At 72.0% G+C, this 25,561-nt stretch carries 28 protein-coding genes and 1 riboswitch; of the genes, 23 read left to right on the top strand and 5 right to left on the bottom strand.

Translation table 11 applies throughout. The features are described 5' to 3' along the window. The first annotated feature begins 3 nt into the window (after window positions 1-3). The 11 genes from DJ010_RS10155 (at window position 4) to DJ010_RS10105 (ending at window position 9,627) form a co-directional block, all read left to right on the top strand. Window positions 4-1,041 carry an LLM class flavin-dependent oxidoreductase gene (locus DJ010_RS10155; RefSeq protein WP_245927418.1) on the top strand — a complete coding sequence of 346 codons (1,038 nt, stop codon included), beginning with the start codon at window positions 4-6 and terminating at the stop codon, window positions 1,039-1,041. A 29-nt stretch (window positions 1,042-1,070) separates the two neighbouring features. After that, entirely contained in the window at window positions 1,071-2,036 is a 966-nt protein-coding gene (ligD, locus tag DJ010_RS10150) for a non-homologous end-joining DNA ligase (RefSeq protein ID WP_109693574.1), read from the top strand. A 28-nt stretch (window positions 2,037-2,064) separates the two neighbouring features. Beyond that, on the top strand, window positions 2,065-3,654 hold the full coding sequence (locus DJ010_RS10145) for a RecQ family ATP-dependent DNA helicase (RefSeq protein WP_109693573.1): 1,590 nt from the start codon (window positions 2,065-2,067) through the stop codon (window positions 3,652-3,654). A gap of 11 nt (window positions 3,655-3,665) precedes the next feature. Continuing rightward, complete coding sequence (gene rpe / locus DJ010_RS10140) at window positions 3,666-4,328, top strand: ribulose-phosphate 3-epimerase (protein WP_109693572.1); 663 nt, start codon at window positions 3,666-3,668, stop codon at window positions 4,326-4,328. An 85-nt stretch (window positions 4,329-4,413) separates the two neighbouring features. Further along, window positions 4,414-4,559, top strand: a riboswitch (FMN riboswitch). Between the two features lie 125 nt (window positions 4,560-4,684). Then, window positions 4,685-5,704: a bifunctional diaminohydroxyphosphoribosylaminopyrimidine deaminase/5-amino-6-(5-phosphoribosylamino)uracil reductase RibD gene (gene ribD / locus DJ010_RS10135; RefSeq protein WP_109693844.1), complete on the top strand. Its 1,020-nt coding sequence runs from the start codon at window positions 4,685-4,687 to the stop codon at window positions 5,702-5,704. Beyond that, window positions 5,704-6,300, top strand: a complete 597-nt coding sequence (locus tag DJ010_RS10130; protein WP_109693571.1) for a riboflavin synthase — start codon at window positions 5,704-5,706, stop codon at window positions 6,298-6,300. The genes ribD and DJ010_RS10130 overlap by 1 nt, the downstream gene beginning before the upstream one ends. After that, window positions 6,297-7,568, top strand: coding sequence for a bifunctional 3,4-dihydroxy-2-butanone-4-phosphate synthase/GTP cyclohydrolase II (locus DJ010_RS10125; protein ID WP_109693570.1), 1,272 nt, complete (start codon window positions 6,297-6,299; stop codon window positions 7,566-7,568). The genes DJ010_RS10130 and DJ010_RS10125 overlap by 4 nt, the downstream gene beginning before the upstream one ends. Continuing rightward, window positions 7,568-8,053 (top strand): 6,7-dimethyl-8-ribityllumazine synthase, encoded by a 486-nt coding sequence (gene ribH, locus DJ010_RS10120; protein ID WP_109693569.1) that lies wholly within the window; start codon window positions 7,568-7,570, stop codon window positions 8,051-8,053. The genes DJ010_RS10125 and ribH overlap by 1 nt, the downstream gene beginning before the upstream one ends. An 11-nt stretch (window positions 8,054-8,064) precedes the next feature. Then, window positions 8,065-8,328 (top strand): phosphoribosyl-ATP diphosphatase, encoded by a 264-nt coding sequence (locus DJ010_RS10115; RefSeq protein ID WP_109693568.1) that lies wholly within the window; start codon window positions 8,065-8,067, stop codon window positions 8,326-8,328. Between the two features lie 10 nt (window positions 8,329-8,338). After that, the gene (gene hisG / locus DJ010_RS10110) at window positions 8,339-9,187 is read left to right on the top strand and encodes an ATP phosphoribosyltransferase (protein WP_109693567.1); all 849 of its coding nucleotides are present in this window, start codon (window positions 8,339-8,341) and stop codon (window positions 9,185-9,187) included. A 5-nt stretch (window positions 9,188-9,192) separates the two neighbouring features. Beyond that, window positions 9,193-9,627, top strand: a complete 435-nt coding sequence (locus DJ010_RS10105) for a PH domain-containing protein (protein ID WP_109693566.1) — start codon at window positions 9,193-9,195, stop codon at window positions 9,625-9,627. 30 nt (window positions 9,628-9,657) lie between these two features. Here DJ010_RS10105 and DJ010_RS10100 read toward each other — a convergent pair whose 3' ends face one another. Both DJ010_RS10100 and DJ010_RS10095 read right to left on the bottom strand, forming a co-directional pair. Further along, a complete protein-coding gene (locus DJ010_RS10100) occupies window positions 9,658-10,215 on the bottom strand; it encodes a nucleoside/nucleotide kinase family protein (RefSeq protein WP_245927416.1) in 558 nt (185 codons plus the stop codon). A 49-nt stretch (window positions 10,216-10,264) separates the two neighbouring features. Beyond that, complete coding sequence (locus DJ010_RS10095) at window positions 10,265-11,482, bottom strand: amino acid deaminase/aldolase (RefSeq protein WP_211318736.1); 1,218 nt, start codon at window positions 11,480-11,482, stop codon at window positions 10,265-10,267. A gap of 67 nt (window positions 11,483-11,549) precedes the next feature. Between DJ010_RS10095 and DJ010_RS10090 the strand changes: the two genes are divergently transcribed. The 7 genes from DJ010_RS10090 (at window position 11,550) to DJ010_RS22065 (ending at window position 15,108) form a co-directional block, all read left to right on the top strand. Beyond that, the gene (locus tag DJ010_RS10090) at window positions 11,550-12,098 is read left to right on the top strand and encodes an SseB family protein (protein ID WP_109693565.1); all 549 of its coding nucleotides are present in this window, start codon (window positions 11,550-11,552) and stop codon (window positions 12,096-12,098) included. 7 nt (window positions 12,099-12,105) lie between these two features. Next, window positions 12,106-12,501 (top strand): hypothetical protein, encoded by a 396-nt coding sequence (locus tag DJ010_RS10085; protein WP_109693564.1) that lies wholly within the window; start codon window positions 12,106-12,108, stop codon window positions 12,499-12,501. Between the two features lie 322 nt (window positions 12,502-12,823). After that, complete coding sequence (gene infC / locus DJ010_RS10080) at window positions 12,824-13,444, top strand: translation initiation factor IF-3 (protein ID WP_245927414.1); 621 nt, start codon at window positions 12,824-12,826, stop codon at window positions 13,442-13,444. A gap of 15 nt (window positions 13,445-13,459) precedes the next feature. Further along, a complete protein-coding gene (gene rpmI / locus DJ010_RS10075) occupies window positions 13,460-13,654 on the top strand; it encodes a 50S ribosomal protein L35 (protein WP_109693562.1) in 195 nt (64 codons plus the stop codon). A 49-nt stretch (window positions 13,655-13,703) separates the two neighbouring features. Beyond that, entirely contained in the window at window positions 13,704-14,093 is a 390-nt protein-coding gene (rplT, locus tag DJ010_RS10070) for a 50S ribosomal protein L20 (RefSeq protein WP_109693561.1), read from the top strand. A 28-nt stretch (window positions 14,094-14,121) separates the two neighbouring features. Next, window positions 14,122-14,907 carry a TrmH family RNA methyltransferase gene (locus DJ010_RS10065; RefSeq protein WP_439331693.1) on the top strand — a complete coding sequence of 262 codons (786 nt, stop codon included), beginning with the start codon at window positions 14,122-14,124 and terminating at the stop codon, window positions 14,905-14,907. A gap of 30 nt (window positions 14,908-14,937) precedes the next feature. Continuing rightward, complete coding sequence (locus DJ010_RS22065; RefSeq protein ID WP_158282993.1) at window positions 14,938-15,108, top strand: hypothetical protein; 171 nt, start codon at window positions 14,938-14,940, stop codon at window positions 15,106-15,108. Here DJ010_RS22065 and DJ010_RS10060 read toward each other — a convergent pair. Continuing rightward, on the bottom strand, window positions 15,084-15,518 hold the full coding sequence (locus tag DJ010_RS10060) for a VOC family protein (protein ID WP_109693559.1): 435 nt from the start codon (window positions 15,516-15,518) through the stop codon (window positions 15,084-15,086). The two genes, DJ010_RS22065 and DJ010_RS10060, sit on opposite strands and share 25 nt — an antisense overlap. Before the next feature lie 166 nt (window positions 15,519-15,684). On the opposite strand from DJ010_RS10060, the gene DJ010_RS10055 reads away from it, so the two are divergent. The 5 genes from DJ010_RS10055 (at window position 15,685) to DJ010_RS10030 (ending at window position 23,695) form a co-directional block, all read left to right on the top strand. Continuing rightward, complete coding sequence (locus DJ010_RS10055; protein WP_109693558.1) at window positions 15,685-15,900, top strand: hypothetical protein; 216 nt, start codon at window positions 15,685-15,687, stop codon at window positions 15,898-15,900. A 149-nt stretch (window positions 15,901-16,049) separates the two neighbouring features. Then, on the top strand, window positions 16,050-17,075 hold the full coding sequence (locus DJ010_RS10045; RefSeq protein ID WP_109693557.1) for a sensor histidine kinase: 1,026 nt from the start codon (window positions 16,050-16,052) through the stop codon (window positions 17,073-17,075). Between the two features lie 42 nt (window positions 17,076-17,117). After that, window positions 17,118-18,224, top strand: a complete 1,107-nt coding sequence (gene pheS / locus DJ010_RS10040) for a phenylalanine--tRNA ligase subunit alpha (protein ID WP_109693556.1) — start codon at window positions 17,118-17,120, stop codon at window positions 18,222-18,224. Between the two features lie 4 nt (window positions 18,225-18,228). Further along, complete coding sequence (gene pheT, locus DJ010_RS10035) at window positions 18,229-20,712, top strand: phenylalanine--tRNA ligase subunit beta (protein ID WP_109693555.1); 2,484 nt, start codon at window positions 18,229-18,231, stop codon at window positions 20,710-20,712. A 40-nt stretch (window positions 20,713-20,752) separates the two neighbouring features. Then, the gene (locus DJ010_RS10030) at window positions 20,753-23,695 is read left to right on the top strand and encodes an ATP-binding protein (protein WP_109693554.1); all 2,943 of its coding nucleotides are present in this window, start codon (window positions 20,753-20,755) and stop codon (window positions 23,693-23,695) included. Here the strand turns inward: DJ010_RS10030 and DJ010_RS10025 are convergent. Together DJ010_RS10025 and DJ010_RS10020 are read right to left on the bottom strand one after the other, a co-directional pair. Then, window positions 23,692-24,522 carry an ABC transporter permease gene (locus DJ010_RS10025; protein ID WP_109693553.1) on the bottom strand — a complete coding sequence of 277 codons (831 nt, stop codon included), beginning with the start codon at window positions 24,520-24,522 and terminating at the stop codon, window positions 23,692-23,694. The two genes, DJ010_RS10030 and DJ010_RS10025, sit on opposite strands and share 4 nt — an antisense overlap. Further along, window positions 24,522-25,526: an ATP-binding cassette domain-containing protein gene (locus DJ010_RS10020; protein WP_109693552.1), complete on the bottom strand. Its 1,005-nt coding sequence runs from the start codon at window positions 25,524-25,526 to the stop codon at window positions 24,522-24,524. Before DJ010_RS10020 ends, DJ010_RS10025 begins: the two co-directional genes overlap by 1 nt. Window positions 25,527-25,561 lie beyond the last annotated feature (35 nt).

Raw genomic sequence — 25,561 nt, 5'->3', positions numbered from 1 at the left:
TAGTTGAACGTTGAACCTGTCGTGAAGAAGATCGGGTTCCTGTCCTTCGGGCACTGGACGCCGAGTCCCGCCTCGCAGGCGCGGTCGGCGGCCGACGTGCTCCAGCAGTCCATCGAGCTCGCCGTCGCGGCGGAGGAGCTCGGCGCCGACGGCGCCTATTTCCGGGTGCACCACTTCGCCCGGCAGCTCGCCAGCCCGTTCCCGCTGCTCGCGGCGGTCGGCGCGCGGACCAGCCGCATCGAGATCGGCACCGGCGTCATCGACATGCGCTACGAGAACCCGCTCTACATGGCCGAGGACGCCGGAGCGGCCGACCTGATCTCGGGTGGGCGGCTCCAGCTCGGCATCAGCCGCGGCTCACCGGAGCAGGTCGTGGACGGCTGGCGCTACTTCGGCTTCGCCCCGGGCGAGGGCGAGACCGAGGCCGACATGGCCCGCCGGCACACCGACGTGCTCCTCGAGGTGCTCAAGGGCGAGGGCTTCGCCGAGCCCAGCCCGCGCCCGATGTTCGCCAACCCGCCGGGGCTGCTGCGCATCGAGCCGCACTCCGAGGGTCTGCGCGACCGGATCTGGTGGGGTGCGGCCTCCGACGCCACCGCCCGCTGGGCCGGCGAGAAGGGCATGCACCTGATGAGCTCCACCCTCAAGGCGGACGAGTCGGGCGAGCCGTTCCACGTGCAGCAGCGCAAGCAGATCGAGGCGTTCCGCGAGGCGTGGGCCGCGGCCGGGCACGACCGCGCGCCGCGGGTCTCGGTCAGCCGCAGCATCTTCGCGCTGACCAACGACCTCGACCACGCCTACTTCGGCGCCGAGGGGCGGTCGGCCGACCAGGTCGGGCAGATCGACGACATGCGGGCGATCTTCGGACGCTCGTACGCCGCCGAGCCCGACGTGCTCGTCGAGCAGCTGAAGGACGACGAGGCCATCCAGGCCGCCGACACCCTCCTGCTCACCGTGCCCAACCAGCTCGGTGTCGACTACAACGCGCACGTCCTCGAGTCGATCCTCACCCACGTCGCTCCCGAGCTCGGCTGGCGCTGACCGTCGTCGGCCCCGGTTAGGGTCGTCCCATGGCGAGCCCGTTCGTGGAGATCGAGGTGGACGACCGGGTCGTCAAGGTCACCAACCCCGAGCGGGTCTACTTCCCCGAGGTCGGGGCGACCAAGCTCGACGTGGTCGAGTACTACCTCGCCGTCGGGCCGGGCATCGTCAACGCGCTGTGGGAGCGCCCGTGCATGCTGCACCGGTTCCCCAAGGGGCTCGCGGGAGACAAGGTGCACCAGAAGCGGCTGCCGTCCGGCGCCCCGGACTGGGTGGAGACCGTCCAGCTCTTCTTCCCGCGCTGGAAGCGGACCGCCGACGAGCTCTGCGTGACCGAGCTCGGTGCGGTGATCTGGGCGGTCCAGATGTCCACCGTCGAGTTCCACCCGTGGAACAGCCGCCGCGGCCAGACCGAGCAGCCCGACGAGTGGCGGATCGACCTCGACCCGGGCCCGGAGGCGTCGTACGACACGGTTCGGAAGGTCGCCCACGTCGCGCACGAGGTGCTGGACGAGCTCGGCGCCGTCGGCTACCCGAAGACCAGCGGCAGCAAGGGACTGCACGTCTACGTGCGGATCCGGCCCGACGGCGACCACAAGGTCGTACGACGCGGCGCCCTCGCCTTCGCCCGCGAGGTCGAGCGGCGCGCCCCCGACCTGGTCACCACCACCTGGTGGAAGAAGGACCGCGACCCGGAGGCCGTGTTCGTCGACTACAACCAGAACGCCCGCGACCACACCATCGCCGCGGCCTACTCCCTCCGCGGGCTGCCCGACGCCCGTGTCTCCACCCCGATCCGGTGGGAGGAGATCGACGACGCCGACCCCCGGGACTTCACCATCAGGACGGTGCCGAAGCGGTTCGCGGAGGTCGGCGACCTGCACGCCGACATCGACGACCACGTCTTCGACATCGCGCCGCTGCTGGAGTGGGCCGACCGCGACGAGGCCGAGGGCAAGGCGGACGAGGGTGAGCCCGACGACAACGACGACTGAGGCCCCACCTGCCGGGTAATGCGGGCGGGTGACGAGCGCCCGACAGATCCGCGACCTCGCCCGCCGGGAGTTCGGCCACGACAGCCTCCTCCCCGGGCAGTCCGAGGCCATCGGCGCGCTCGCCAACGGCGAGGACGTGCTCCTCGTCTCGCCGACCGGGGCCGGCAAGTCGCTCGTCTACCAGGTCGGCGGCCTGCTCCGCGGGGGCTGCACGATCGTCGTCTCGCCGCTGCTCGCCCTGCAGCAGGACCAGGTCGAGCGGATCGACGCCGCTCCCGGCGAAGCACGGGCCGCCAGGCTGAGCTCTGCGGAGGGCGAGCAGGAGCGCCGGGACGCGTTGGCCGGCGCCGCCGACGGCACGATCGACTTCCTCTTCCTCTCCCCGGAACAGCTCGCGAACGCCGAGGTCCGCGCCCGGCTCGCGGAGCTCCGACCCGGCCTGGTCGCCGTCGACGAGGCGCACTGCGTGTCGGTGTGGGGCCACGACTTCCGTCCCGACTACTTCCGGCTCGGCGAGCTGGTGGCCGAGCTGGGCGCGCAGCGGATCGTGGCGATGACCGCGACCGCGGCGCCCCCGGTGCGTGACGACATCGTCGAGCGGCTCGGGATGAACAACGCCCGGACGGTCGTGACCGGCTTCGCCCGGCCGAACCTGCGGCTCGACGTGGTCCGGGTGGAGTCCGAGGACGACCAGCGCGACGCCGTCCGCGCCGCGGTGAAGGACACCGACGGCGCGGGCATCGTCTACTGCCGCACCCGCCCCGCCGCCGAGGAGTACGCCGCGCTGCTCGCCGAGGACGGCCGCCGGACGGCGGTCTACCACGCCGGCCTGGGTCACCGCCGCCGCGACGAGGCGTACGACGCGTTCATGGCGGGTGAGGTGGACACGATCGTCGCGACGTCGGCGTTCGGGATGGGCATCGACAAGCCCGACATCCGCTTCGTCGTCCACGCGCAGGTCCCGGAGTCGCCCGACACCTACTACCAGGAGGTGGGCCGCGCCGGCCGTGACGGAGAGCCGTCGGTCGGCACGCTGGTCTACCGGCCCGAGGACCTGGCGCTGGGCCGGTTCTTCTCGGCGGGCGTTCCCAGGGCGGACGACGTGCGGAGCGTCGTCGCCGCGGCTCGGGCAGGGGACCGGGAGCCGGGAGCCGCGGCCGAGCGCACCGGACTGGGGAAGCGCAAGGCGGGCCGGATCCTCAACCTGGTCCGGCTGGTCGAGGAGGCAGGTGCTGCGACCTCCCCGAAGCGGCACACGGCCGCGGTCATCGAGGTCGCCGAGGCACACCAGCGCCTGGAGCGCTCGCGGGTCGACATGATGCGCGGCTACGCCGAGACCGACCGATGTCGGGCGGAGTTCCTCGTCGGCTACTTCGGCGAGCAGGTCGACCGCTGCGAGGTGTGCGACAACTGTCGCGAAGGGGTCGCGCCCGAGACCGGCGGCGCCGACGCGCCGTACCCCGTCCAGTCCCGGGTCGAGCACGACGAGTTCGGCCCTGGCGTCGTCACCGACGTCGAGGACGACCGGCTCACCGTGCTCTTCGACGACGTCGGCTACCGGACGCTGTCGCTCGAGGTGGTCGAGGCGGAGGGGCTGCTCGCGACTCCCGAGCACTAGACTCGCGGCCCGTGGGAGACATCCAGATCACGCCGTCGATCCTCAACGCGGACTTCGGCAGCCTCGCCGCCGAGGTCGCGCGGATCCCCGGCGCGGACTGGATCCACGTCGACGTCATGGACAACCACTTCGTCCCGAACCTGACGTTCGGCCCCACGATGGTCGAGGCGCTCGCGCGGTCGACGGACACGCCGCTGGACGCCCACCTGATGATCGAGGACGCCGACCGCAACGCACCGGCGTACGTCGAGGCCGGCTGCGCCTCCGTCACCTTCCACGTGGAGGCGGCCAAGGCGCCGGTGCGGCTGGCGCGCGAGATCCGGGCCGCCGGTGCCCGCGCCTCGATGGCGCTCAAGCCTGCAACCCCGATCGAGCCTTACGAGGACCTGCTCGCCGAGCTCGACATGCTGCTGATCATGACCGTGGAGCCGGGCTTCGGCGGCCAGAAGTTCCTCGACCTGTGCCTCCCCAAGATCCGGCGGGCACGGGCACTGATGGACAAGCACGGGGTCGAGACCTGGCTCCAGGTCGACGGCGGCGTGTCCCTCGAGACCATCGAGCGCTGCGCCGAGGCCGGCGCCGACGTGTTCGTGGCGGGCAGCGCGGTCTTCTCCGCGGACGACCCCGACGTGATGGTCGCCGCCCTGCGGAGCAGGGCGCGGGAGGCCGGATAGGGCGATCGGCAGCGCCGATCGTCCGAGACGAGCGCCACGTTGCGGGAATACCCCAGGTGTGTGCCACGATTGACCACACAAGAGCTCGCGTGCTCTGGGGTCGGTGAAACTCCGAGCCGGCGGTGAATGGGCCCAGGCCCACAAGTCCGCGACCCGATCACAGCCAGTGGTCGGTTGACCAGGTGCAAATCCTGGACCGACGGTCAAAGTCCGGATGGGAAGCGCACGCAAGCGGCCGACGTCGGCCCTGCCAGATGGGCAGCCACGACGTCGGACGCCGCTGAACCCCGGAGTCCGAGCAGAGGACGACCGAGAGGACAGCAGTGGCGGAGACCTTCGCGCAGGAGTACGACGCGATGCAGCGCGCGCTGCGTCTCGCGGGGTCGCCCGGCGTGCCGCTCGGCCCCAACCCGCGGGTCGGCTGCGTGCTGCTCGCCCCCGACGGCTCGGTCGTCGGCGAGGGCTTCCACCGCGGCGCCGGCTCGCCGCACGCCGAGGTCGAGGCGCTCGAGGCCGCCGGGGACAGCGCCCGCGGCGCCACCGCGATCGTGACGCTCGAGCCGTGCAACCACACCGGCCGCACCGGCCCCTGCTCCCAGGCGCTCATCGAGGCCGGCGTCGCCAAGGTGGTCGTCGCCCAGCGTGACCCCAACCCGGTCGCCGGCGGCGGGCTCGAGACCCTCGCGGACGCGGGCATCGAGGTCGAGCACGGACTGCTCGTCGACGACGCCCGCGCCCTCAACCGGGCGTGGACCTTCGCCCACGAGAACGGCCGGCCGTTCGTCACCTGGAAGTTCGCGACCACCCTCGACGGCCGCAGTGCCGCTGCCGACGGCAGCTCGCGGTGGGTCACCTCGGTCACCGCCCGTAGAGACACCCACGTCCTGCGCGCGCTGTGCGACACGATGCTCGTCGGCACCGGCACGGTCGAGATCGACGACCCGCAGCTCACGGTCCGCGACGCCGACGACCGGCCGCTCCCGCAGCAGCCGCTGCGCGTCGTGATGGGGGAGCGGGACCTCGCCGCGGACCGCCGCGTCCTCGACGACGCCGCCGAGACCGTGCACCTCCGCACCCGCGACCCGATCGAGGCACTCAAGACCCTCTATGCCGACCACGAGCGGCACCACGTCTTCTTCGAGGGTGGCCCCACCCTGGCGGCGGCGTTCCTCGAGGCCGGGGTGGTCGACGAGGTCGTCGCCTACGTCGCACCGCTGCTGCTCGGCGCCGGCAGGTCTGCCGTCGGCGAGCTCGGCATCACCAGCATCGGCGACGCGCGGCGGCTCGACCTCGTCGACACCGTCGTGCTGCTGCCCGAGGAGGACGGAGAGCTCATCAACCTCCGCCTGACCCTGCGTCCCGAGGAGGAGCGCTGATGTTCACCGGCATCGTCGAGGAGCTCGGCACCGTCACGGCCATCGAGGAGCAGTCCGACGCCGTACGTCTGACCGTCGAGGGCGTCGTCACCATCGACGCCGCTCTCGGCGACTCGATCGCCGTCAACGGCTGCTGCCTGACGGTCGCGGATCTCGACAAGCTCGATCAGCAGCGGGGATCGTTCACCGCCGACGTCATGAAGATGACCCTCGACAAGACCTCGCTCGGCGCGCTGGCCGTCGGCCACCGCGTGAACCTGGAGCGCGCCTGCACCCCGCAGACCCGGCTCGGCGGGCACATCGTCCAGGGACACGTCGACACCACCGGCGCCATCGTCTCCCGCACGCCCGGCGAGCACTGGGAGCTGGTCGAGATCGAGCTGCCGGAGCCGATCCGCCGCTACGTCGTCCTCCACGGCTCGATCACCGTCGACGGCGTCTCGCTGACCGTCGCCGAGCTGAAGGACGAGACCTTCGTGGTCTCGCTGATCCCCGAGACCCTCGCCCGCACCACGCTCGGCTTCAAGCAGCCGGGCGACCCGGTGAACCTCGAGGCGGACATCATCGCCAAGCACGTCGAAAGGTTGATCAAATGACCGACCCCATCAGCCACAGCAGCAAGGTGCGACTGGATCCCGTCGAGCGGGCCATCGCGGACATCGCGGCCGGCAAGGCGGTCGTGGTCGTCGACGACGAGGACCGCGAGAACGAGGGCGACATCATCTTCGCCGCCGCCAAGGCGACGCCCGAGCTGATGGCGTTCACGATCCGCCACAGCAGCGGCGTGATCTGCGTGCCGATGCCGGGAGCGATGCTCGACCGGCTCGAGATCCCGCTGATGACGCCGCACAACAAGGACAAGATGCGCACCGCGTACACGATCTCGGTCGACGCCCGCGACGGCGTCACCACCGGGATCTCCGCCGCCGACCGCGCCCACACCGCGCGGGTGCTGGCCGACTCCGCCACCGAGCCGTGGGAGATCACCCGGCCGGGCCACGTCTTCCCGCTGCGCTACCGCGACGGCGGCGTGCTGGTGCGACGCGGCCACACCGAGGCCGCGGTCGACCTGGCGAAGCTCGCGGGGCTGACGCCCGCCGGCGTGCTCGTCGAGGTCGTCAACGACGACGGCACGATGAAGCGGGCGCCCGAGCTGCGCGCGTTCGCCGACGAGCACGACCTGGCGATGATCTCCATCGAGGAGCTCGTCAAGTACCGCCGCCGCACCGAGCTCCACGTGGTCCGCGAGGCCGAGACCCGGCTGCCCACCAGCCACGGCGACTTCACCGCCTACGGCTACACGATCACCGTCGACGGCAGCGAGCACGTCGCCCTCGTGTACGGCGACACGGCCGACCTCGCCGACGGCGAGCCGGTGCTCACCCGGGTGCACTCGGAGTGCCTCACCGGCGACGTCTTCGGCAGCAGCAGGTGCGACTGCGGCCCGCAGCTCAACGAGGCGATGGACCGGATCGTCGAGGAGGGCCGCGGGATCGTGGTCTACCTCCGCGGCCACGAGGGCCGGGGCATCGGGCTGGTCGCGAAGCTGCAGGCCTACCAGCTCCAGGACGGCGGTCGCGACACCGTGGACGCCAACCTCGACCTGGGCCTGCCGGCCGACGCGCGCCACTACGGCGCGGCCACCCAGATCCTCCGCGACCTCGGCATCGGCCAGGTCCGGTTGCTGACCAACAACCCCGACAAGGTCACCAACCTCGAGGACTACGGCATCAAGGTGACCGAGCGGGTGCCGCTCACCCCGCACCCCAACGACCACAACCTGGCCTACCTGCTCACCAAGCGGGACCGGATGGGCCACCACCTCCCCGACCTGGAGACCGACCTCGGAGCAGGAGTCAACTGATGGCCGGACACGGCGCCCCCACCGCACAGCCCATCGACTGCCACGACCTGCGGGTCGCCGTCGTCGCCGCGAGCTGGCACACCGAGGTGATGGACGGGCTGATCGCCGGCGCCGAGCGCGCCTTCCGCGACCACCAGGTCGAGGCCCCGGTCGTCGTCCGGGTGCCCGGCACGTTCGAGCTGCCCGTCGTCGCGGCCGCTCTCGCCGACCAGGGGTACGACGCCGTCGTCGCCCTCGGCGTGGTCATCCGCGGCGGCACGCCGCACTTCGACTACGTCTGCAACGCGGCGACCGACGGGCTGACCCGGGTCGCGCTCGACCACCAGGTCGCGATCGGCTTCGGCGTGCTCACCTGCGACGACGAGCAGCAGGCCATCGACCGCGCCGGGCTGGAGGGGTCGAAGGAGGACAAGGGCTACGAGGCCACGTCCGCTGCGCTGCTCACCGCTCAGACCCTGCGCAAAGTCAAGCGGCGCACGCCGTAGCCTTGACCCCTGTGAAGACGTTCGACGAGCTCTGGGCCGAGCTGAGCGAGAAGGCGCAGACCCGGCCCGCCGGTTCCGGCACGGTGGCGGCGTTGGATGCCGGCGTGCACCAGATCGGCAAGAAGCTGGTCGAGGAGGCCGCCGAGTCGTGGATGGCCGCGGAGCATGAGGGCAAGGACCGGGCGGCCGAGGAGATCAGCCAGCTGATCTACCACGTCCAGGTCCTGATGCTCGCCCTCGGGCTCGAACCCTCCGACGTCTACGCACACCTCTGAGAGAGCCACCATGACCCGCCTCAAGATCGCGATCCCGAACAAGGGCTCGCTCTCCGCCGCCGCGACCGACATCCTCCGCGAGTCGGGCTATCGGCAGCGCACCGACACCAAGGAGCTCCGGCTCCTCGACGCCGAGAACGACGTCGAATTCTTCTACCTGCGCCCGCGCGACATCGCGCTGTACGTCGGCGAGGGCACCCTCGACGTCGGCATCACCGGCCGGGACCTGCTGCTCGACTCCGGCGCCAAGGCCGAGGAGGTCATGCCGCTGCAGTTCGGCCGGAGCACGTTCCGGTTCGCCGGCCCCGCGGGGGAGCACGACGCGCTCGCCCAGCTCGCCGGCAAGCGGATCGCGACGTCGTACACCGGGATCGTGCAGGCCTTCCTCGACGAGCGCGGCATCGACGCGCACGTCGTACGCCTCGACGGCGCGGTGGAGACCAGCATCCAGCTCGGTGTCGCGGACGTGATCGCCGACGTCGTGGAGACCGGCACCACCCTGCGCCGTGCCGGCCTCGAGGTCTTCGGCGAGCCGATCCTCGAGTCCGAGGCGGTCCTCATCTCCCGCGTCGGCAACGGGTCGCCGGCGTTCGAGGTCTTCAAGCGCCGCATCGACGGTGTCCTCGTGGCCCGGGGCTACGTGATGATGGACTACGACATCGCCATCGAGAACGTCGACGCGGCGGTGGCGAAGACGCCTGGGATGGAGGGGCCGACGATCTCGCCGCTGCAGCGCGAGGGGTGGGTCGCCGTTCGTGCGATGGTCCCCCGTGACGGTGCCCAGCGGCTGATGGACGAGCTCTACGACCTCGGGGCCCGCGCCATCCTGCTCACCGACATCCACGCCTGCCGGCTGTGACGGGCATGACGGGCACCGAGCTCCCGCGGACCTGGCGGCCCTTCGGCCCGCGCATCGCCGCGGCACTGTTCGCCGTGGTGCTGATCGGCGGCTTCGCCTGGCTCTGGTTCAGCTTCGACGACTACACCCGCGGCCAGGTGAGCGGGCTGCAACGCGCGACCGTGATCCTCTTCGTCGGTGGCGGCGTGGCGCTGCTCAACGGCCTGGCCCGGTCCCGGATCAGCGCCAGCGAGGCCGGTCTGGTCGTCGTCAACGGCTACCGCAAGCGCACCCTGGAGTGGGCGCAGGTGGTGCGGGTCTCGATGCCGCCCGGAGCGCCCTGGCCCAAGCTCGACCTCGATGACGGCACGACGATCTCGGCCATGGGCATCCACGCCTCGGACGGGGGCCGTGCGCAGAGCCAGGTCGCGGAGCTGCGTGCGCTCGTCGACGCTCGCTGACCTGGCGGCCGCCCCGGACCGGGACCACCTCTAGCGCCGGTTCCTCCGTACGGCGGGGCGGGCGCCGGTGCCGTCGACGACGAGGTCGGCGCGCTCGGCGGTGCGCTGGCCGGCGAAGTGGGCGTCCTCCTGCCGCATCCAGCCGTCCCAGTGCGGGGCGATCGCCTCTCCGTCGCGGGCGAGGCCGCGCTCCCGTCGGAGGGGCCGCGGCGCGGTCACCCACACCAGCACGGTGATGAGCGTGTCCAGCTCGGCTCCGCCCGACCCGACGCCCTCGAGCACCAGCAGGGGAGGCGGCTCCACGTCGACGGTCTCGGCGAACTCGCCGCGGAGCCAGTCGTAACGGCGGTAGAACCCGGGCTTCCTGAGGGCGAGCGGGCGGATCAGGGTGCTGAGCTGGCGCGAGACGGAGCCGAGGCCCTGCCAGCCGTCGTAGAGGTCGTCCATGTGGACCAGCCGCGCCTCCGGCTCGAGGTCGACGACGCGAGCGGCCAGCGTGGTCTTGCCGGAGCCGGCGGGCCCGTCGATGGCGACCAGCCGGGTGTCACCCAGCGTCGGCCGTCGCCCGAGGGCGAGGTCGAGCACCACCCGGGCGGTCTCCTCCGGCGAGCCCGGGACGGGTGGCGCTCCCGGAGGCTCAGAAGGCGAGGCCATGCCCGCGGTAGGTGGGGACGCTCTCGGCGAACCTCTCACCGGACAGCAGCTGCACGGTCGACGTGTGCTCGAACGGCTCACCGGACTTGGCGTGGCGGAACCACACCAGGTCGCCGATCTTCAGCAGCGCGGCCGGGTGGCCGGTGAGTGGCGTCTGCACCTCGCCGGCTCCCTCCAGGCCGGTGAGGTGGAGACCTGCAGGAGCCCACGGCACCGGCAGCCGGTCCGCGGTGCCCGTGCCGCTCGCGACCAGGCCGCCGCCGTGGACCGTCGCCACGTCGGGGGACGGGCGTCGGGTCACCGGGAGGCCGTAGAACGAGGCCGGGCGCGGCTCGAACGCCTGGTAGTGGTCGAACAGGCCAGGGACCAGCAGCCCGGAGCCCGCCGTCACCTCGGTCACGACCGGGTCCGCCGACGACGTCTCGAGCGAGCCGGATCCGCCCGCGTTCCAGAAGCCGAGCTCGGCGACCGGGCGGAGCGCCTCGGCGATCTCGGTACGACGCACGCGCAGCTGGGACACCGAGGCGTCCTTGAGCCGACGGACCACGAGCGACTTCGCGCGCTGCCGCGGCACGGCGTCCGGGACCCCCGCGACCTGACCCTCGTAGGTCATCACGCCGGCCAGCTGGAACCCGGGTCGCTCCAGCACGGTGCGTGCGAGCGCGACCACGTCGCGGGCGTCGTACAGCGGCGAGCGCTTGGGCCCGACGTGGCGACCGCCGACGAGCAGGCCGGCATCGACGTCGATAGCCACTCGCACCGGCACCGCGGTGGAGGCACGGACGGTGTCGACGAGCTCGAGGTGAGCGACGTCGTCGATCATCAGGGTGATCCGCGACGCAGCCCGCGGGGAGGCGACCAGGCGCGTGAGGGCGGCGCGGTCGACGGTCGGGTAGGCGACGACGATGTCGTCGCAGACGTCCTGCTCCTCCAGCCACAGCGCCTCGGCGAGCGTGTAGGAGAGCACGCCCCGGAACCCGTCGTGCGACAGCGCGCGGCGGATCAGGGCAGGCACGCGCAGCGACTTCGACGCGACCCGGATCGGCTTCCCGGCGGCGCGCCGGACCAGGTCGGCGGCGTTGGCGTCGAACGCGTCGACGTCCACCACGAAGACCGGGGTCGGCAGCGGCTCGTCCTTCGCCCGGACAGCGGCGTCGAGCCTGGCCGCCAGCCGGTTGCGGGAGATCGAGTCGGACACCACCCGCGCATCGTTTCACGGGGGTGCCGCGGATGCGGCTTCGCGACACGGCCGGTGGGACGATGCACCGGTGGCCGAGGAGCACCCGAAGCAGCGCCTGATCCAGGGCTCGTCGTACGTCGACGACGACGGGTCGGCCGCACCCGCTCTGCTCACCGCACTGCGGGCGTACGCCGCGGGCACCGACCCGTATCCGGCGGCGCTCGCCGCCGTGGCGGGATCCCGGCTGCTGGTGCCGGTCGTCGCCCTGCTCGGCGAGGTCGAGGTCGACGACGCGGGGCTGGCCCGGGACAAGTCGAGCGACATGGCCACGGTGCTGATGACAGCACCCGACGGCCGGCGCGGGCTGCTGGCCTTCACCGGCACCGACGCGATGCGCGCCTGGGACCCCGAGGCCCGGCCGGTGCCTGTCGCCGCGCCGCTCGCCGCGGCGACCGCCGTCCAGGAGGGCGCCGACGCGCTCGTGATCGACCTGGGCAGCCCGCACCTGTTCGCGGTTGCCGGGGAGGACCTGCACCGGCTGGCAGCCGGTTGGCGCCCGGTGCGCCTGGAGGACGGGGGCTGGGCGTGGCTCGCCGGCAGCGAAGAGGCTGACAGCGACGCGTCAAGCGCGAGATGATCGACCCATGAGCACGTCGATGGCCGCGTCCAGGGCACGGAGGCGTCTGGCCATCGCGTGGGTCGCCGTCGTTGCCGTCGCGGTGAGCGTCGGCCTCGCCATCAGCTGGTTGGCGGGGCTGGCTGTCTTCCTGATCGGGGACGCACTGGTCCTGCTGCGCCTGTTCACCGGTGGCGCGCTGGGTGTACGGAGCGAGGAGCTCGCCGGCCCACCCGCCGCCCCGTACGAGCCCCCGCCGCCGCGGGCGGTCTGGAAGTTCACCTCGTGGCGCGGTCGGGCGACGGCCGAGCCGACGCACCGGCCCCTGCGGGCGACGTACCCGAAGAAGGGCGCGACCACGTACTCGCCGTACGAGCCGGCGACCGGTGCCGACGGCGACGCGGATTCTGCGCCGGGGGAATGATTCCGGTAACATCCTCCGTTGACCGATCAGTCACCCCCGGGTGGCTGATCCACAAGCGGGGATCAGGCAACACATCTCCCACCCGCATCGACCGCCTAGCAGAACAGGTCGTCGGGTCCGGTCCATGAGACCTGGTCGTGCGCGTGAGCGTGCGGCGAACGGGGTGTCGCGACTGGCTTCCGCTTGATGAGCGGGAGCCGTTCTTCGTTTTCGGGTACCTCACCGAGGACGCGGGGACCATCCCGGCACCAACCACACTGGAGGACACATCAGCACCGAGCTGCGTATCAACGAGCGGATCCGGGTACCCGAGGTCCGACTCGTGGGACCCAACGGCGAGACCGTCGGGATCGTCCCGACCGACCAGGCACTGAAGCTGGCCCAGGAGGCCGACCTGGATCTCGTCGAGATCGCTCCGATGGGCAAGCCGCCCGTCTGCAAGCTCATGGACTACGGGAAGTTCAAGTACGAGAACGCCCAGAAGGCCCGTGAGGCACGACGGAACCAGACCAACGTCATCATCAAGGAGATGAAGCTCCGGCCGAAGATCGACCAGCACGACTACGAGACCAAGAAGGGTCACGTCGTGCGGTTCCTCAAGGCCGGCGACAAGGTCAAGATCACCATCATGTTCCGCGGTCGCGAGCAGCACCGCCCCGAGCTCGGGTTCCGGCTGCTGCAGAAGCTGGCCGAGGACGTCCAGGAGCTGGGCTTCGTGGAGTCCGCCCCGAAGCAGGACGGCCGCAACATGATCATGGTCCTGGGTCCCAACAAGAAGAAGGCCGAGGCGAAGGCCGAGGTGAAGGCCGCCAAGGTGGAGGCCGCCGCCGAGCGCGACGCGGAGAAGGCAGCCGAGCACGCCGAGCGCGTCGCCCACCAGCCCTCGACCCACAAGAAGCAGAAGCGCGCCAACGAAGCCCTCGATCCCGACATCGACCTGTAGAGAAGAGAAGAAGAGATGCCGAAGAACAAGACGCACTCCGGTGCCAGCAAGCGGTTCCGGGTCACGGGCAGCGGCAAGATCCTGCGGGAGAAGGCCGGCAAGCGCCACAACCTGGAGAAGAAGGCGTCGAAGGTGACCCGCCGCATGACCGGCACCACCGAGGTCGCCAAGAACGACGTCCCGCGTGCGAAGAAAATGCTCGGTCTCTGACCGGCCTCCGCAGCTGCAACCGAGCATTCGAAACAAGGAGTAGAAGAAGATGGCACGCGTCAAGCGCGCAGTGAACGCGCAGAAGAAGCGTCGGACCACCCTCGAGCGCGCCAGCGGCTACCGCGGCCAGCGCTCGCGCCTGTACCGCAAGGCCAAGGAGCAGGTCACCCACTCGCTGGTCTACAGCTACAACGACCGGAAGAAGAACAAGGGCAACTTCCGTCGCCTGTGGATCCAGCGGATCAACGCCGCCGCACGCGCGGAGGGCATGACCTACAACCGCTTCATCCAGGGCCTCAACCTGGCCGGCGTCGAGGTCGACCGCAAGATCCTCGCCGACCTGGCCGTCAACGAGCCGGCTGCCTTCTCGGCACTGGTCGCCCAGGCGAAGGCCGCGCTGCCGGAGGACGTCAACGCTCCGGCCCAGGCCTCGGCCTGATCTCTCGCTGGTCGAGCTTGTCGAGACCGTGACGCCCCTCGCCGCGAGCAATGCTCGTGTCAAGGAGGCAAGGAAGTTGAGCCGCCGCTCGGTACGCACCGAGCGGCGGCTCTTCCTCGCTGACGGCCCGAAGGCCGTCGAGGGCGCCCTCGAGGTGCCCGACCGCGTGATGGAGGTGTTCGCCACCGTCGCCGCGGCAGAGCAGCACGCCGGCCTCCTCGCCGGCCTCCCGGACGGTCGGGTCACCCTGGTCGAGAGCCGCGCCCTCGACTTGCTCTCCGACTCCGTCACCCCCGCGGGCCTGGTCGCCGTCGTCGAGCACCTGGACGTCCCGCTGGCCGGAGCGCTCGCCGCACCACTCGTCGCGATCTGCGCCGACGTCCGCGACCCCGGCAACGCCGGCACGATCATCCGCACCGCCGACGCCGCGGGCGCCGGAGGTGTCGTGCTCGCCGGCGACTCCGTCGACGCCTACAACCCGAAGACGGTCCGCGCGAGCGTCGGCAGCCTCTTCCACGTCCCGGTCGCCGTCGAGCGCGACCCGGCGCTCGCCGTACGCGCCGCGCAGGAGGCGGGCCTCACCGTCCTCGCCGCCGAGGGCGGGGGAGAGGTCGACCTCTACGACGCCGACGAGCTGCTCGCCGCGCCCACCGCGTGGCTGTTCGGCAACGAGGCCTGGGGCCTTCCCGCCGGGCTCGCCGAGCTCGCGGACCACCGCGTCCGGATCCCGATCCACGGACGGGCCGAGAGCCTCAACCTGGCGACGGCCGCGGCAGTCTGTCTCTACGCGAGCGCGCGGGTGCAGCGCGGCTGATCACCTGTCCGACCTGGTGCCTACCGCTGGGTGACCCCGCACGGCCTGGCCCGGATGGTCACCCGCCACGGCACCGCCCGGATCAACCTGGTCCGCGAACGCGACGGCGACATCATCGGAGAGTTCTACGACGGACCCCGCATCGAGCTCCACCTCCGCGAACCGGCGACCGGCGCTCAGCCGGGCCCTGTCCAGCAGTAGAACTCGAGCAAGTTGCCATCGAGGTCGAGGGCAGCGAACTCTCGAGTGCCGAAGTCGGTGTCACGTGGCGCGCCCGCGTCCGTGGGGTGAAGCACTCCGGCAGCAGCAAGGTCCGAGTAGATCTCGTCGATGGCCTCACGTGGTTCGACGGAGATCCGGCAGCTGGCCGTTCCGGCGAGGAAGCTTTCGGCACCGGTTCGGACCGGGGAGTCCAGCATGTCGTCCACCGGGCGCAGCTGCCACCCCTGGTCGTCCGCATACCAGAGGTGCAGCCGCAGGTCGTCGCGCACCAGGACCGCGAGCCCGTCGTCCTGGTGCACCGCCTCGAAGCCGAACTTAGCCCGGTAGTGCTCGACCGCGCGGGGCACGTCCCGGACCGGGAGTGCCGGGATCGCGCTGCCCAACCTCATGGACCCAGGATGGCCAGATCACGCGCACAGCGGAAGTCCGCGCCTCGCTTCCACCATGGTGGCGTGGCCGGACCGGACGGGGTGACGTACCGAGCTTCGCGGGTTAGCAGAACTCCAATGTCGCAACTCCACGGCGGACTCGGCCGGCGACCACTAGCCTCCAGCCGTGGACGTTCTCGCCTCCGTCATCGTGATGCTGGTCCTCCTGGCGGCAGCGCCGGTGGGGGCTTGGTACACCCACCGACACCCGGCTGTCCGGAACGACGCATGGGGCGGCACACTGGGCTTCTTCCTGAGCTGGCCGGGGTTCCTCGTCGCGATCGCCTTCTGCGCCTGGCGCAAGAGCAAGCTCGACAAGCGCAGCGCGGCGCCCGCCGCGTAACGACTCCTCTTCGGCCGTCTCGACGAGGCTGCCGCTGCGGCACAACACCCGGGCCTACGCGCTGACCGACCGCGGCCTCGCCCTGCGCGAGGCGGTCGTCGCGCTCGGGCGATGGGGCGAGGAGCAGCGCCCCGACTAGCATCGAGCGCATGCCGCTCGACGTCCTGGACGCCCTGCCCGACGGGGTGGTGGTCGCGGGGCCGGACGGGCGAGTGCTGGTGACCAATGCCGCGGCGCGGCGGATGCTGGGGATCACCGAGGACCTGACCGGGATGCCGCTGGTCGCGGTGCTGGCACTGAGCGATCACGACGGCAACGGGTGGGTGGAGAGCAACGCGCCGTACGCCGGGCTGCCGTCGCGCAAGGCGATCCCGGAGCAGACCTGGCTCCTGCCGGACGGCACGGAGGTGCTGGTCGCGGCGGCCCTCCACCGCGCGGAACGGGGCGGGCCGGTGGAGATGGTGGCCGTCAGCCTGCGGTCGGGGCGGGGGCGAGCCCGGCTCGACCGCGAGCGCTCCGACCTGGTCGCGACCGTCGCGCACGAGCTGCGATCGCCGCTGACCGGGGTCCGCGGCTTCGTGCACGCGCTCATCAACCGGTGGGAGCAGCTCAACGACGAGCAGAAGAAGCTGATGCTGACCACGGTCGCCGCCGACGCCGACCGGCTGTCCCGGCTGATCGCGGAGCTGCTCGACGTCGCGCGCATCGACACCGGACGGCTGCAGATGCATCCGCGCCCGTGCGACCTCGTCCAGCTCTCGGAGCGGGTCGTCGCGTCGGTCCGGCACGCGGCCACCTCGCGCACCATCACGCTCCACACCGAGGAGGTGCCGCCGATCGCGGCGGACCCCGACAAGGTCACCCAGGTCGTGACCAACCTGGTCGAGAACGCCGTCCGGCACGGCGAAGGGGACGTCACGGTGACGATCGCGCCGGACGGGGCCGACTCCTCCTACGTCGCCATCACGGTGACCGACGAGGGCGACGGCATCCCCGCGGAGCTCCGCGGGCGGGTCTTCACCAAGTTCTGGACAGCGAGCTCCGGTGGCGGGTCGGGGCTGGGGCTCTACATCGTCAACGGCCTGGTCCGCGCGCACGGCGGCACGGTGCTCATCGAGGACCGGCCGGGCGGCGGCGCGTCGGTGACCGCGACCTGGCCCGTCCACGGTCGGTAACCGGTTCGCTGCCACCGGTGGTCGCTTCCTAGACTGACGTCCGTGTCCGGACCCAACACCGACTACGACCCCGTGGAGGTTGCCGCCGTGCAGCCCGAGGAGGTCGACGCGGCGCGCGACGCGGCCCTCGCCGCCATCGCCGCAGCCGCCGACCTCGACGACCTGAAACGGGTCCGCACCGACCACGCGGGCGACCGCTCGCCGCTCGCGCTCGCCAACCGCGAGATCGGGGCGTTGCCGCCGCAGGCCCGCAAGGAGGCCGGGCAGCGGGTCGGCCGCGCGCGGGGCGAGGTCAACCAGGCGCTCGCCGCCCGGCAGGAGGTGCTGGAGGCCGAGCACGCCGCGCGGATCCTGGTGGAGGAGACCGTCGACGTCACACTTCCCACCGACCGCATCCCGGCCGGCGCGCGCCACCCCATCACGACCGGCTCGGAACTGATCGCCGACATCTTCGTCGCCATGGGGTGGGAGGTCGCGGAGGGGCCGGTCATCGAGGCGGAGTGGCTCAACTTCGACGCCCTCAACCTCGGCGCCGACCACCCGGCCCGCACCATGCAGGACACGTTCTGGACGGCGGGGGAGGGCGGCACCGAGAGCGGCGTCGTGCTGCGGACCCACACCTCGCCCGTGCAGGCCCGGACGATGCTCGACCGCGAGCCGCCGATCTACGTGGTGTGCCCCGGCCGGGTCTTCCGCACCGACGAGTACGACGCCACCCACAGCCCGATGTTCCACCAGGTCGAGGGCCTGGCGGTCGACGAGGGCATCTCCATGGCCCACCTCAAGGGGACGCTCGACCACTTCGCTTCGCGACTGTTCGGCGAGGGCATCACGACCCGCTTCCGTCCTTCGTACTTCCCCTTCACCGAGCCGTCGGCCGAGGTCGACCTCAAGTGCTTCGTCTGCAAGGGCGTGGACCCGGCCTCCTGCCGCACCTGCCGCGGCGAGGGCTGGATCGAGTGGGGCGGCTGCGGCGTGGTCAACCCGCGCGTGCTGACGGCCTGCGGGGTCGACCCCGAGCGCTACACCGGCTTCGCGTTCGGCATGGGCATCGACCGGACCCTGATGTTCCGGCACGACCTGGCGGACCTGCGCGCGCTGTTCGAGGGCGACGTCCGCTTCACGACCGCATTCGGAACGGAGCTCTGATCCTGTGAAGGCACCGCTCTCCTGGATCAAGGAGTACGTCGACCTGCCGGCCGACGTCACGACCGAGGAGCTCACCGACCGGCTGACCGACCTCGGGCTCAAGCTCGAGGCGATCCACAGCGCCGCCGACGGCATCTCCGGCCCGCTCGTCATCGGCCAGGTGCTGACGGCCGAGCCCGAGCCGCAGAAGAACGGCAAGACCATCAACTGGTGCACCGTCGACGTCGGCGAGGCCAACGGCACCGGCGAGCCGCAGGGCATCGTCTGCGGCGCGCACAACTTCGGTCCCGGCGACCTCGTCGTCGTCGTGCTCCCCGGCGGGGTGCTCCCCGGCGGGTTCGAGATCTCCGCGCGCAAGACCTACGGCCACGTCTCGGCCGGCATGATCTGCTCCGCCCGCGAGCTGGGCATCGGCGAGGACCACGACGGCATCATCGTGCTGCCGTCCGATGCCGGGAAGCCGGGCGACGACGCGTTCGACGTGCTCGGCCTCCGCGAGGAGGTGATCGAGTTCGAGATCAACCCCGACCGCGCCTACGGGCTGTCGCTGCGCGGCATCGCCCGCGAGGCGGCGCTCGCCTTCGGCGCCCCGTTCCGGGACCCGGCCGCCCGCGACGTCCCGGACGCGAACGACGACGGCTACCCGGTCGTCGTCGACGACCCGGTCGGCTGCCCGGTCTTCGTCGCCCGGACGGTCACCGGCTTCGACCCGGCGGCCTCGACCCCGGGCTGGCTGGCCGAGCGCATCACGCACGCCGGGATGCGACCGATCTCGCTGGCCGTCGACATCACCAACTACGTGATGCTGGAGACCGGTCGTCCGATCCACGGCTACGACCTCGACAAGCTGCAGGGCACCATCCGGGTCCGTCGCGCCGCCGAAGGGGAGCGCATGACGACGCTCGACGGCAACGAGCGCACGCTCTCGCCGGAGGACCTCGTCGTCACCGACGACTCGGGGATCATCGGCCTCGGCGGCGTCATGGGTGGCGAGACCACCGAGATGTCGGAGACCACCACCAACGTGCTGGTGGAGGCCGCTCACTGGGACGCCGTCTCGATGTTCAGGACCGGCAAACGGCACAAGATCAGCTCGGAGGCCGGCAAGCGCAACGAGCGCGGCGTCGACCCCACCATCTGCGCGGCTGCGGCCGACCGCGTGGTCGAGCTCCTCGTCGAGCTCGGCGGCGGCACCGCCGGCCCCGGCGTCACGGTCATCGGGACGGCTCCCGAGCAGCCTTCCGTGCGCATCGGCTACGACCTCCCCGAACGGATCAGCGGCATCCCGATCAGTGCCGACACCGTCGTGGCCAACCTGCGCGCGATCGGCTCCACCGTCGACGCGGATGCCGACGGGGTCACCGTCACCCCACCGCCGTGGCGCCCCGACATCACCGACCCGTTCGACCTGGTCGAGGAGGTCGTGCGGATCGTCGGCTACGACAAGGTCCCGTCCGTGGTCCCGCGGGAGGCGACCGGCCGCGGCCTGACCCGCACCCAGCAGCTCCGCCGACGCATCGGCCGGACGCTGGCGGGAGCCGGCTGCGTCGAGGTGGTCAGCTTCCCGTTCGTCGGCGAGGCGACCTTCGACGCGCTCGGCCTGCCCGACGACGACGTACGGCGACACACGGTGCCGCTCGCCAACCCGCTGTCCGCGGAGGAACCGGCGTACACCACGACGCTGCTGCCCGGCGTCCTCAAGGCCGCCGCTCGCAACGTCGGCCGCGGCGCGCCCGGCGTCGCGCTGTTCGAGACCGGCACCGTCGCGTTCCCCGTCGACCGCGGTCCGGCGCCGATCTACGGCGTCGACCGCCGTCCCGACGAGGCCGACCTGCCGAAGCTCTTCGAGGCCCTGCCCCGGCAGCCCCTGCACCTGGCCGTCGTGGTCGCCGGCGAGCGCGAACGCGCCGGCTGGTGGGGCGCCGGCCGCAACGCCGACTGGTCCGACGCCGTCGGCCTCGCCCGGCTGCTCGCCGACGAGCTCGGCACGCCGCTCGAGGTGCGCCAGGGCGCCCGGATGCCCTGGCACCCCGGTCGGTGCGCGCGGCTCCTCGTCGAGGGCGTCGAGGTCGGCCACGCCGGCGAGCTGCACCCGCAGGTGTGCGTCCAGCTCGGCCTGCCCGCCCGCAGCGCGGCGCTCGAGGTCGACCTCGACGTCGTGATGGCGAACGCGGCCGTCGTGATCCCGGGCCCGTCGTTCTCCTCGTTCCCGGTCGCGAAGGAGGACGTCGCCCTGGTTGTGGCCGACGACGTGCCGGCCGCCGACGTCGAGGCCGCGCTGCGCGAGGGCGCCGGCGAGCTGCTCGAGTCGGTGCGGCTGTTCGACGTCTACACCGGGGAGCAGATCGGCGAGGGCAGCAAGTCGCTGGCCTTCGCCCTGCGCTTCCGCGCGCCCGACCGGACGCTCACCGAGACCGAGACGAGCGCCGCTCGCGACGCCGCGGTCGCCCGGGCGGCCGAGAGGGTCGGAGCCGTGCAGCGCGCATGACCGAGCGGCTGGCTGGGGCGACGAGGGGCTCCGCCCGGCGGTGAGGCTCACGGTCCTCGAGGAGGTCACCTGGGACGGACGCCCGGTCCCCGGGGAGCGCACGCACGCCCTGCTGCGCGCGCTCGTCGCAGCCACCGGGCGCCCGGTCTCCGACGCGCGGCTGGTCGAGGAGGTGTGGGGGATCGACGACGTACCCGCCCACCCGGCCAAGGCGCTGCAGGTCGTGGTGTCCCGCGCCCGGTCTGCGACGGCCGCCGAAGCAATCTCCCGCACCGCGGGTGGCTACCGCCTCGACCTGGGGCCGGAGGACGTCGACGCGTGGGCGGTGCGACCCCTGGGCCTGCGGCTGGCCGCCGAGCACCGGTACGACGAGGCGCTGCCCCTCCTCGAGCGCGCCGAGCACGACGACGAGGTGCTGGCCGCACTGTTGCGGGCCGAGGCCGCGGTCCGCGGCGTGCCGACCGCTCTCGACCGGTACGAGCGTCACCGCGCCGACCTGGCCGATCGGCTGGGAGTCGACCCGGGTCCCGCGCTCCAGGCCCTCCACCTCGAGCTGCTGGCCCGCGACCGGCCGGTGCGGTCGGGAATCCGCCACTACGCCTCGAGCCTGGTCGGCCGTGACGACGACCTCCGCGCGCTCCGCAGCGCCGTGGAGCAGCACCGCGTGGTGTCGATCCTCGGGCCCGGCGGACTCGGGAAGACCCGGCTCGCCCAGCTGATGGCGGCCGGAGCCGACCAGCCGGTCGTCCACGTCGTCGAGCTGGTCGGCGTCGCCGACCCTGCCGATGTCGTCGGCGAGGTCGGCTCGGTGCTGGGCGTCCGGGACTCGGTCACCGGGCGGCGGGTGCTGAGTCCCGCGCAGCGGAGCGACGTCCGCACCCGGATCGCGCAGCACCTCGACACCGCACCGACCCTGCTCGTGATCGACAACTGCGAGCACCTCGTCGCAGCGGTGGCCGACCTCGTCGCCTTCCTCGTGGCGACCGTCCCGACGCTGCGGGTGCTGACGACGACCCGGGCACCGCTCGCGATCGCAGCCGAGCAGGTGTTCCCGCTGGGCCGGCTCGACCCGGACGACGGAGCGCGCCTGTTCCGGGAGCGGGCCGAGGCCGCCCGCCCCGGCGTCGCGACCCCGGCTGAGGCGGTCGACCGCATCGTCCGCCGGCTCGACGGGCTGCCGCTCGCCCTGGAGCTGGCGGCGGTCAAGGTCCGGGCGATGAGCGTCGACGACATCGATCGGCGCCTCGAGGACCGGTTCGCGCTGCTGCGGGGCGGCGACCGCACCGCACCCGACCGCCACCAGACCCTGCTCGCCGTGATCGAGTGGTCGTGGGTCCTGCTGGAGGAGCGTGAGCAGCGGGCGCTGCGCACGCTCTCGGTGTTCCACGACGGTTTCACCGCCGACGCCGCCACCAGCGTGCTCGGCGCGGACGGGATCGGCACCCTCGAGCGCCTCGTCGACCAGTCGCTGCTCACGGTCACCGACACCGGGGGCGGCGGAGTGCGCTACCGGATGCTCGAGACGGTCCGGGAGTTCGGGCGCACCCGGCTCGCCGAGGTGGGAGAGGAGGCGGCGGCCCGGGTAGCCCACCGGGCGTGGGCGGTGGCTTTCGCGCGCGAGCACGGTCAGCGGATCTTCAGCCTCGACCAGTACGACGCCATCGACCGGATGGAAGCCGAGGAGAACAACCTCGCCGACGCCCTCCGGCAGGCCCTCGCCGAGCCGGCACCGGAGGCGGTCGTGACCCTCTTCGCCGGACTCGGCGCCTACTGGTCGCTGCGCGGCGACCACGCCCGCGTCATCCTGTTGGTCGCACCGCTCCTCCATGCCCTTCGGGACTGGACGCCCCCGGCCGAGCACGCAGACGAGGCACGGGCCACCTGGTCGATGGCGCTCATCAACTCCTCCATGGCCTCGCTCCCCGAGACCGAGGAGGTCTTCGCGCTGCTCCGCGCGCTCGGGCCGGATGCCAGCAGCCCGGCGCTGCGGGCGATGGTCCTCGTGACGCTGGCCGTCGGGCCGGGCGAAGACCCCGCCGTCGCCCGCTCGCTTCTCGACGACCCCGACCCGCAGGTCCGGGCGATCACCCTCCAGTGGCTCGGACGCGAGGCCGAGAACGCCGGCGACCCCGAAGCCGCGATCGAGCACGGTGAGCAGGCCCTGACGCTCGTCGACGATGCCCAGGGACCGTGGAGCCGGGCCATCCTGCATGCCCAGCTCGCGGGGCTGCACGCCCAGTTCGGCAAGGCGGACGCCACCGAGGCGCACCTGCGGCAGGCGCTCCCCGTGCTGTGGCGCATCGGAGCCGAGGACGACGCGCTCCAGTGCGAGGCCCTGCTCGCGATGGTCGCCGTGAAGGAGGGCGACCTCGAGGAGGCGGAGCGGGTCATCGCCCGGATCGACGCCCACCCGCGCCGGACGACCGGTTTCGGCACGGCCGGCACCGTCCTCTCGGCTCGTGCCGAGCTTGCCCTCGCGTGCGGAGACGTGACCGAAGGTCTGCGACTGGCCCGGGAAGCGGCTCAGGAGCTCGAGACGATCCGGTTCCCCGGGGTCCCTGCGACCGACGCCACGCCGTGGGTCGTCTTCGGCCGATCCATCGCCGTCGTCGCCCACGCTCGGTACGGCGAGGCGGGCGAGGCGCAGGGCTTCCACGACGAGCTCGCGGCCGTCGTACCACGTCTGCTCGACGGCACCACCCCCTGGGTGGACTACCCGGTCGTCGGAATCGCCCTGTTCGCACTCGGGAGCTGGGGACTGCACCGAAGGACGCAGCCGGCCGACGACGCGCTGCGGCTGCTCGTGCTGGCCGACCGGTTCGCCTACAACCGGTTCTACCCGACGCTGTCCTGGAACGCCGTGGTCGACGCCGCCGAGTCCGCGGCCCCGGGTGGGCTCGCCCGCCTCGCCGCGGAGTACGGCGAGCGCCGCGGCCCGGACCTCAAGGAAGAGGTCCGGGCGCTGTTGGAGCGCTTGTACTAGATCTTCTTCGAGTAGGACCGCACCGCGAGCGGTGCGAAGACCGCCACCACGACCAGGCAACCGAGGACGGCCCAGCCGACCTCGGCCGTCAGCGCGCCGTCGTTGATGAGGTCACGGCAGGCGGTGACGACGTGCGAGACCGGGTTGACGTTGACGAACGCCTCGAGCCAGCCGGGCAGCGTCTCGGCCGGCACGAACGCGTTGGACAGGAACGTGAGCGGGAACATGATCATCAGCGAGATCCCCTGAACCGCCTGGGCCGAGCGGGCGACGGTGCCGAGCCAGGTGAAGATCCACGCGAGCGACCACGCGGCGAAGATCGTCAGCGCCCAGCCGCCGATGGTGCCGAGCACGCCACCGCCGGGCCGGAAGCCCATCGCCAGGCCGACCAGGATGGTCAGGGTCGAGGCGATCGTGTAGCGGATGACGTCGGCGAGCGCCGGCCCGGCGAGCGGCGCGATCCGGGCGATCGGCAGTGACCGGAACCGGTCGAAGACGCCCTTGTCCATGTCCTCGCGCAGCTGGGTGCCCATCGCCATGCAGGTCGTCAGAGCGGTCTGGGCGAGGATGCCGGGGATGACGATCGGCAGGTAGTCGCTGACACTGCCCGAGATCGCGCCGCCGAAGATGTAGGCGAACATCGCGGTGAACAACAGCGGCTGCAGCGTCACGTCGAAGAACTGCTCGGGGTTCCGGCGCATCTTCTTGGTCGCCCGCCACGCCATGGCGAGCGTCTGGTTGACGGTCTCGCGGAGTGATGGCCGCGCCGACAGCGCGGGCGCCGAGGGAGCGGCGTCGGTCGGGGGGAGCAGGGTCTGGGTCGCCATCAGGCCACCTCCTCGTTCTCGATGTCGGTGTCGTGCTCGCTGTGGTGGCCGGTCAGGGCCAGGAAGACCTCGTCGAGTGTTGGTTGCTGGACCGCGGCCGTGTTGATGGTGAGGGCCGCCTCCCGCAGAGCGATGAGGACGTCGGCCGCGCGGTTGGGGTCGGGCAGCGCGATGCTCAGACCGCCGGCCTCCGGGGTGAGCACCGGCGACTCGCCCAGCACCCTCTCGACGACGGTCGCGGCGTGCCCAGCGGCGTCGCGGTCGGTGAGCCGCACCTGCAGGGTCGAGTTGCCGACCGAGGACTTGAGCTCGTCGGAGGTGCCCTCGGCGACCTTGCGGCCACGATCGATGACGGCGATCCGGTCGGCGAGCTGGTCGGCCTCGTCGAGGTACTGGGTCGTGAGCAGGATGGTCGATCCCTGAGCGACCAGCTCGCGGATGGTCTCCCACATCTGGCCGCGCGTGCGCGGGTCGAGGCCCGTGGTCGGCTCGTCGAGGAAGATCAACGGCGGGCGCGCGATGAGGGATGCGGCCAGGTCGAGCCGTCGGCGCATGCCACCGGAGAACTGGGCGATCTTCCGGTCGGCGGCTCCTGTCAGCCCGAAGCGCTCGAGCAGGTTGGCCCCGGTGGTACGGGCGTGAACGCGGGAGAGGCCGAGCAGCCGTCCGAAGAGGTAGAGGTTCTCCGCCGCGGTGAGATTCTCGTCGACCGACGCGTACTGGCCGGTGACGCCGACGAGCTGCCGCACCCGGTGCGGGTCGGAGGCCACGTCGACGCCGAAGACCCGGGCGCTACCACCGTCGATCGGCAGCAGGGTGGCGAGCATCGAGAGCATCGTCGTCTTGCCGGCGCCGTTGGGTCCGAGCACGCCGAAGACCTCGCCGCGTCGCACCTGGAGGTCGACACCGTCGACCGCGCGGAAGTCGTCGAACCGCTTGACCAGTCCGGACGCGTCGACCGCGTGGTCGGCCGCGGTCGGGTGGGAGGGAGTGGTGTTGTCCATGGCTCGACTGTCGCGCCGCTCGGTTTCACGGCGCC

This window comes from Nocardioides silvaticus (assembly GCF_003160695.1).
GTDB lineage: Bacteria > Actinomycetota > Actinomycetes > Propionibacteriales > Nocardioidaceae > Nocardioides > Nocardioides silvaticus.
The sequence above is the reverse complement of the archived record's forward strand: the minus strand, read 5'-3'. Positions and strand labels throughout refer to the sequence as shown.

Excerpts from the sequence above, each read along its gene's own strand:
- DJ010_RS10130 (WP_109693571.1), top strand. The coding sequence starts at position 5,704 with ATGTTCACCGGCATCGTCGAGGAGCTCGGCACCGTCACGGCCATCGAG.
- DJ010_RS10020 (WP_109693552.1), bottom strand. The coding sequence starts at position 25,526 with ATGGACAACACCACTCCCTCCCACCCGACCGCGGCCGACCACGCGGTC.
- rpmI (WP_109693562.1), top strand. The coding sequence starts at position 13,460 with ATGCCGAAGAACAAGACGCACTCCGGTGCCAGCAAGCGGTTCCGGGTC.
- DJ010_RS10125 (WP_109693570.1), top strand. The coding sequence starts at position 6,297 with ATGACCGACCCCATCAGCCACAGCAGCAAGGTGCGACTGGATCCCGTC.
- DJ010_RS10025 (WP_109693553.1), bottom strand. The coding sequence starts at position 24,522 with ATGGCGACCCAGACCCTGCTCCCCCCGACCGACGCCGCTCCCTCGGCG.
- hisG (WP_109693567.1), top strand. The coding sequence starts at position 8,339 with ATGACCCGCCTCAAGATCGCGATCCCGAACAAGGGCTCGCTCTCCGCC.
- ribH (WP_109693569.1), top strand. The coding sequence starts at position 7,568 with ATGGCCGGACACGGCGCCCCCACCGCACAGCCCATCGACTGCCACGAC.
- ribD (WP_109693844.1), top strand. The coding sequence starts at position 4,685 with ATGCAGCGCGCGCTGCGTCTCGCGGGGTCGCCCGGCGTGCCGCTCGGC.
- DJ010_RS10060 (WP_109693559.1), bottom strand. The coding sequence starts at position 15,518 with ATGAGGTTGGGCAGCGCGATCCCGGCACTCCCGGTCCGGGACGTGCCC.
- ligD (WP_109693574.1), top strand. The coding sequence starts at position 1,071 with ATGGCGAGCCCGTTCGTGGAGATCGAGGTGGACGACCGGGTCGTCAAG.
- DJ010_RS10045 (WP_109693557.1), top strand. The coding sequence starts at position 16,050 with ATGCCGCTCGACGTCCTGGACGCCCTGCCCGACGGGGTGGTGGTCGCG.
- rplT (WP_109693561.1), top strand. The coding sequence starts at position 13,704 with ATGGCACGCGTCAAGCGCGCAGTGAACGCGCAGAAGAAGCGTCGGACC.
- DJ010_RS10085 (WP_109693564.1), top strand. The coding sequence starts at position 12,106 with ATGAGCACGTCGATGGCCGCGTCCAGGGCACGGAGGCGTCTGGCCATC.
- DJ010_RS10105 (WP_109693566.1), top strand. The coding sequence starts at position 9,193 with ATGACGGGCACCGAGCTCCCGCGGACCTGGCGGCCCTTCGGCCCGCGC.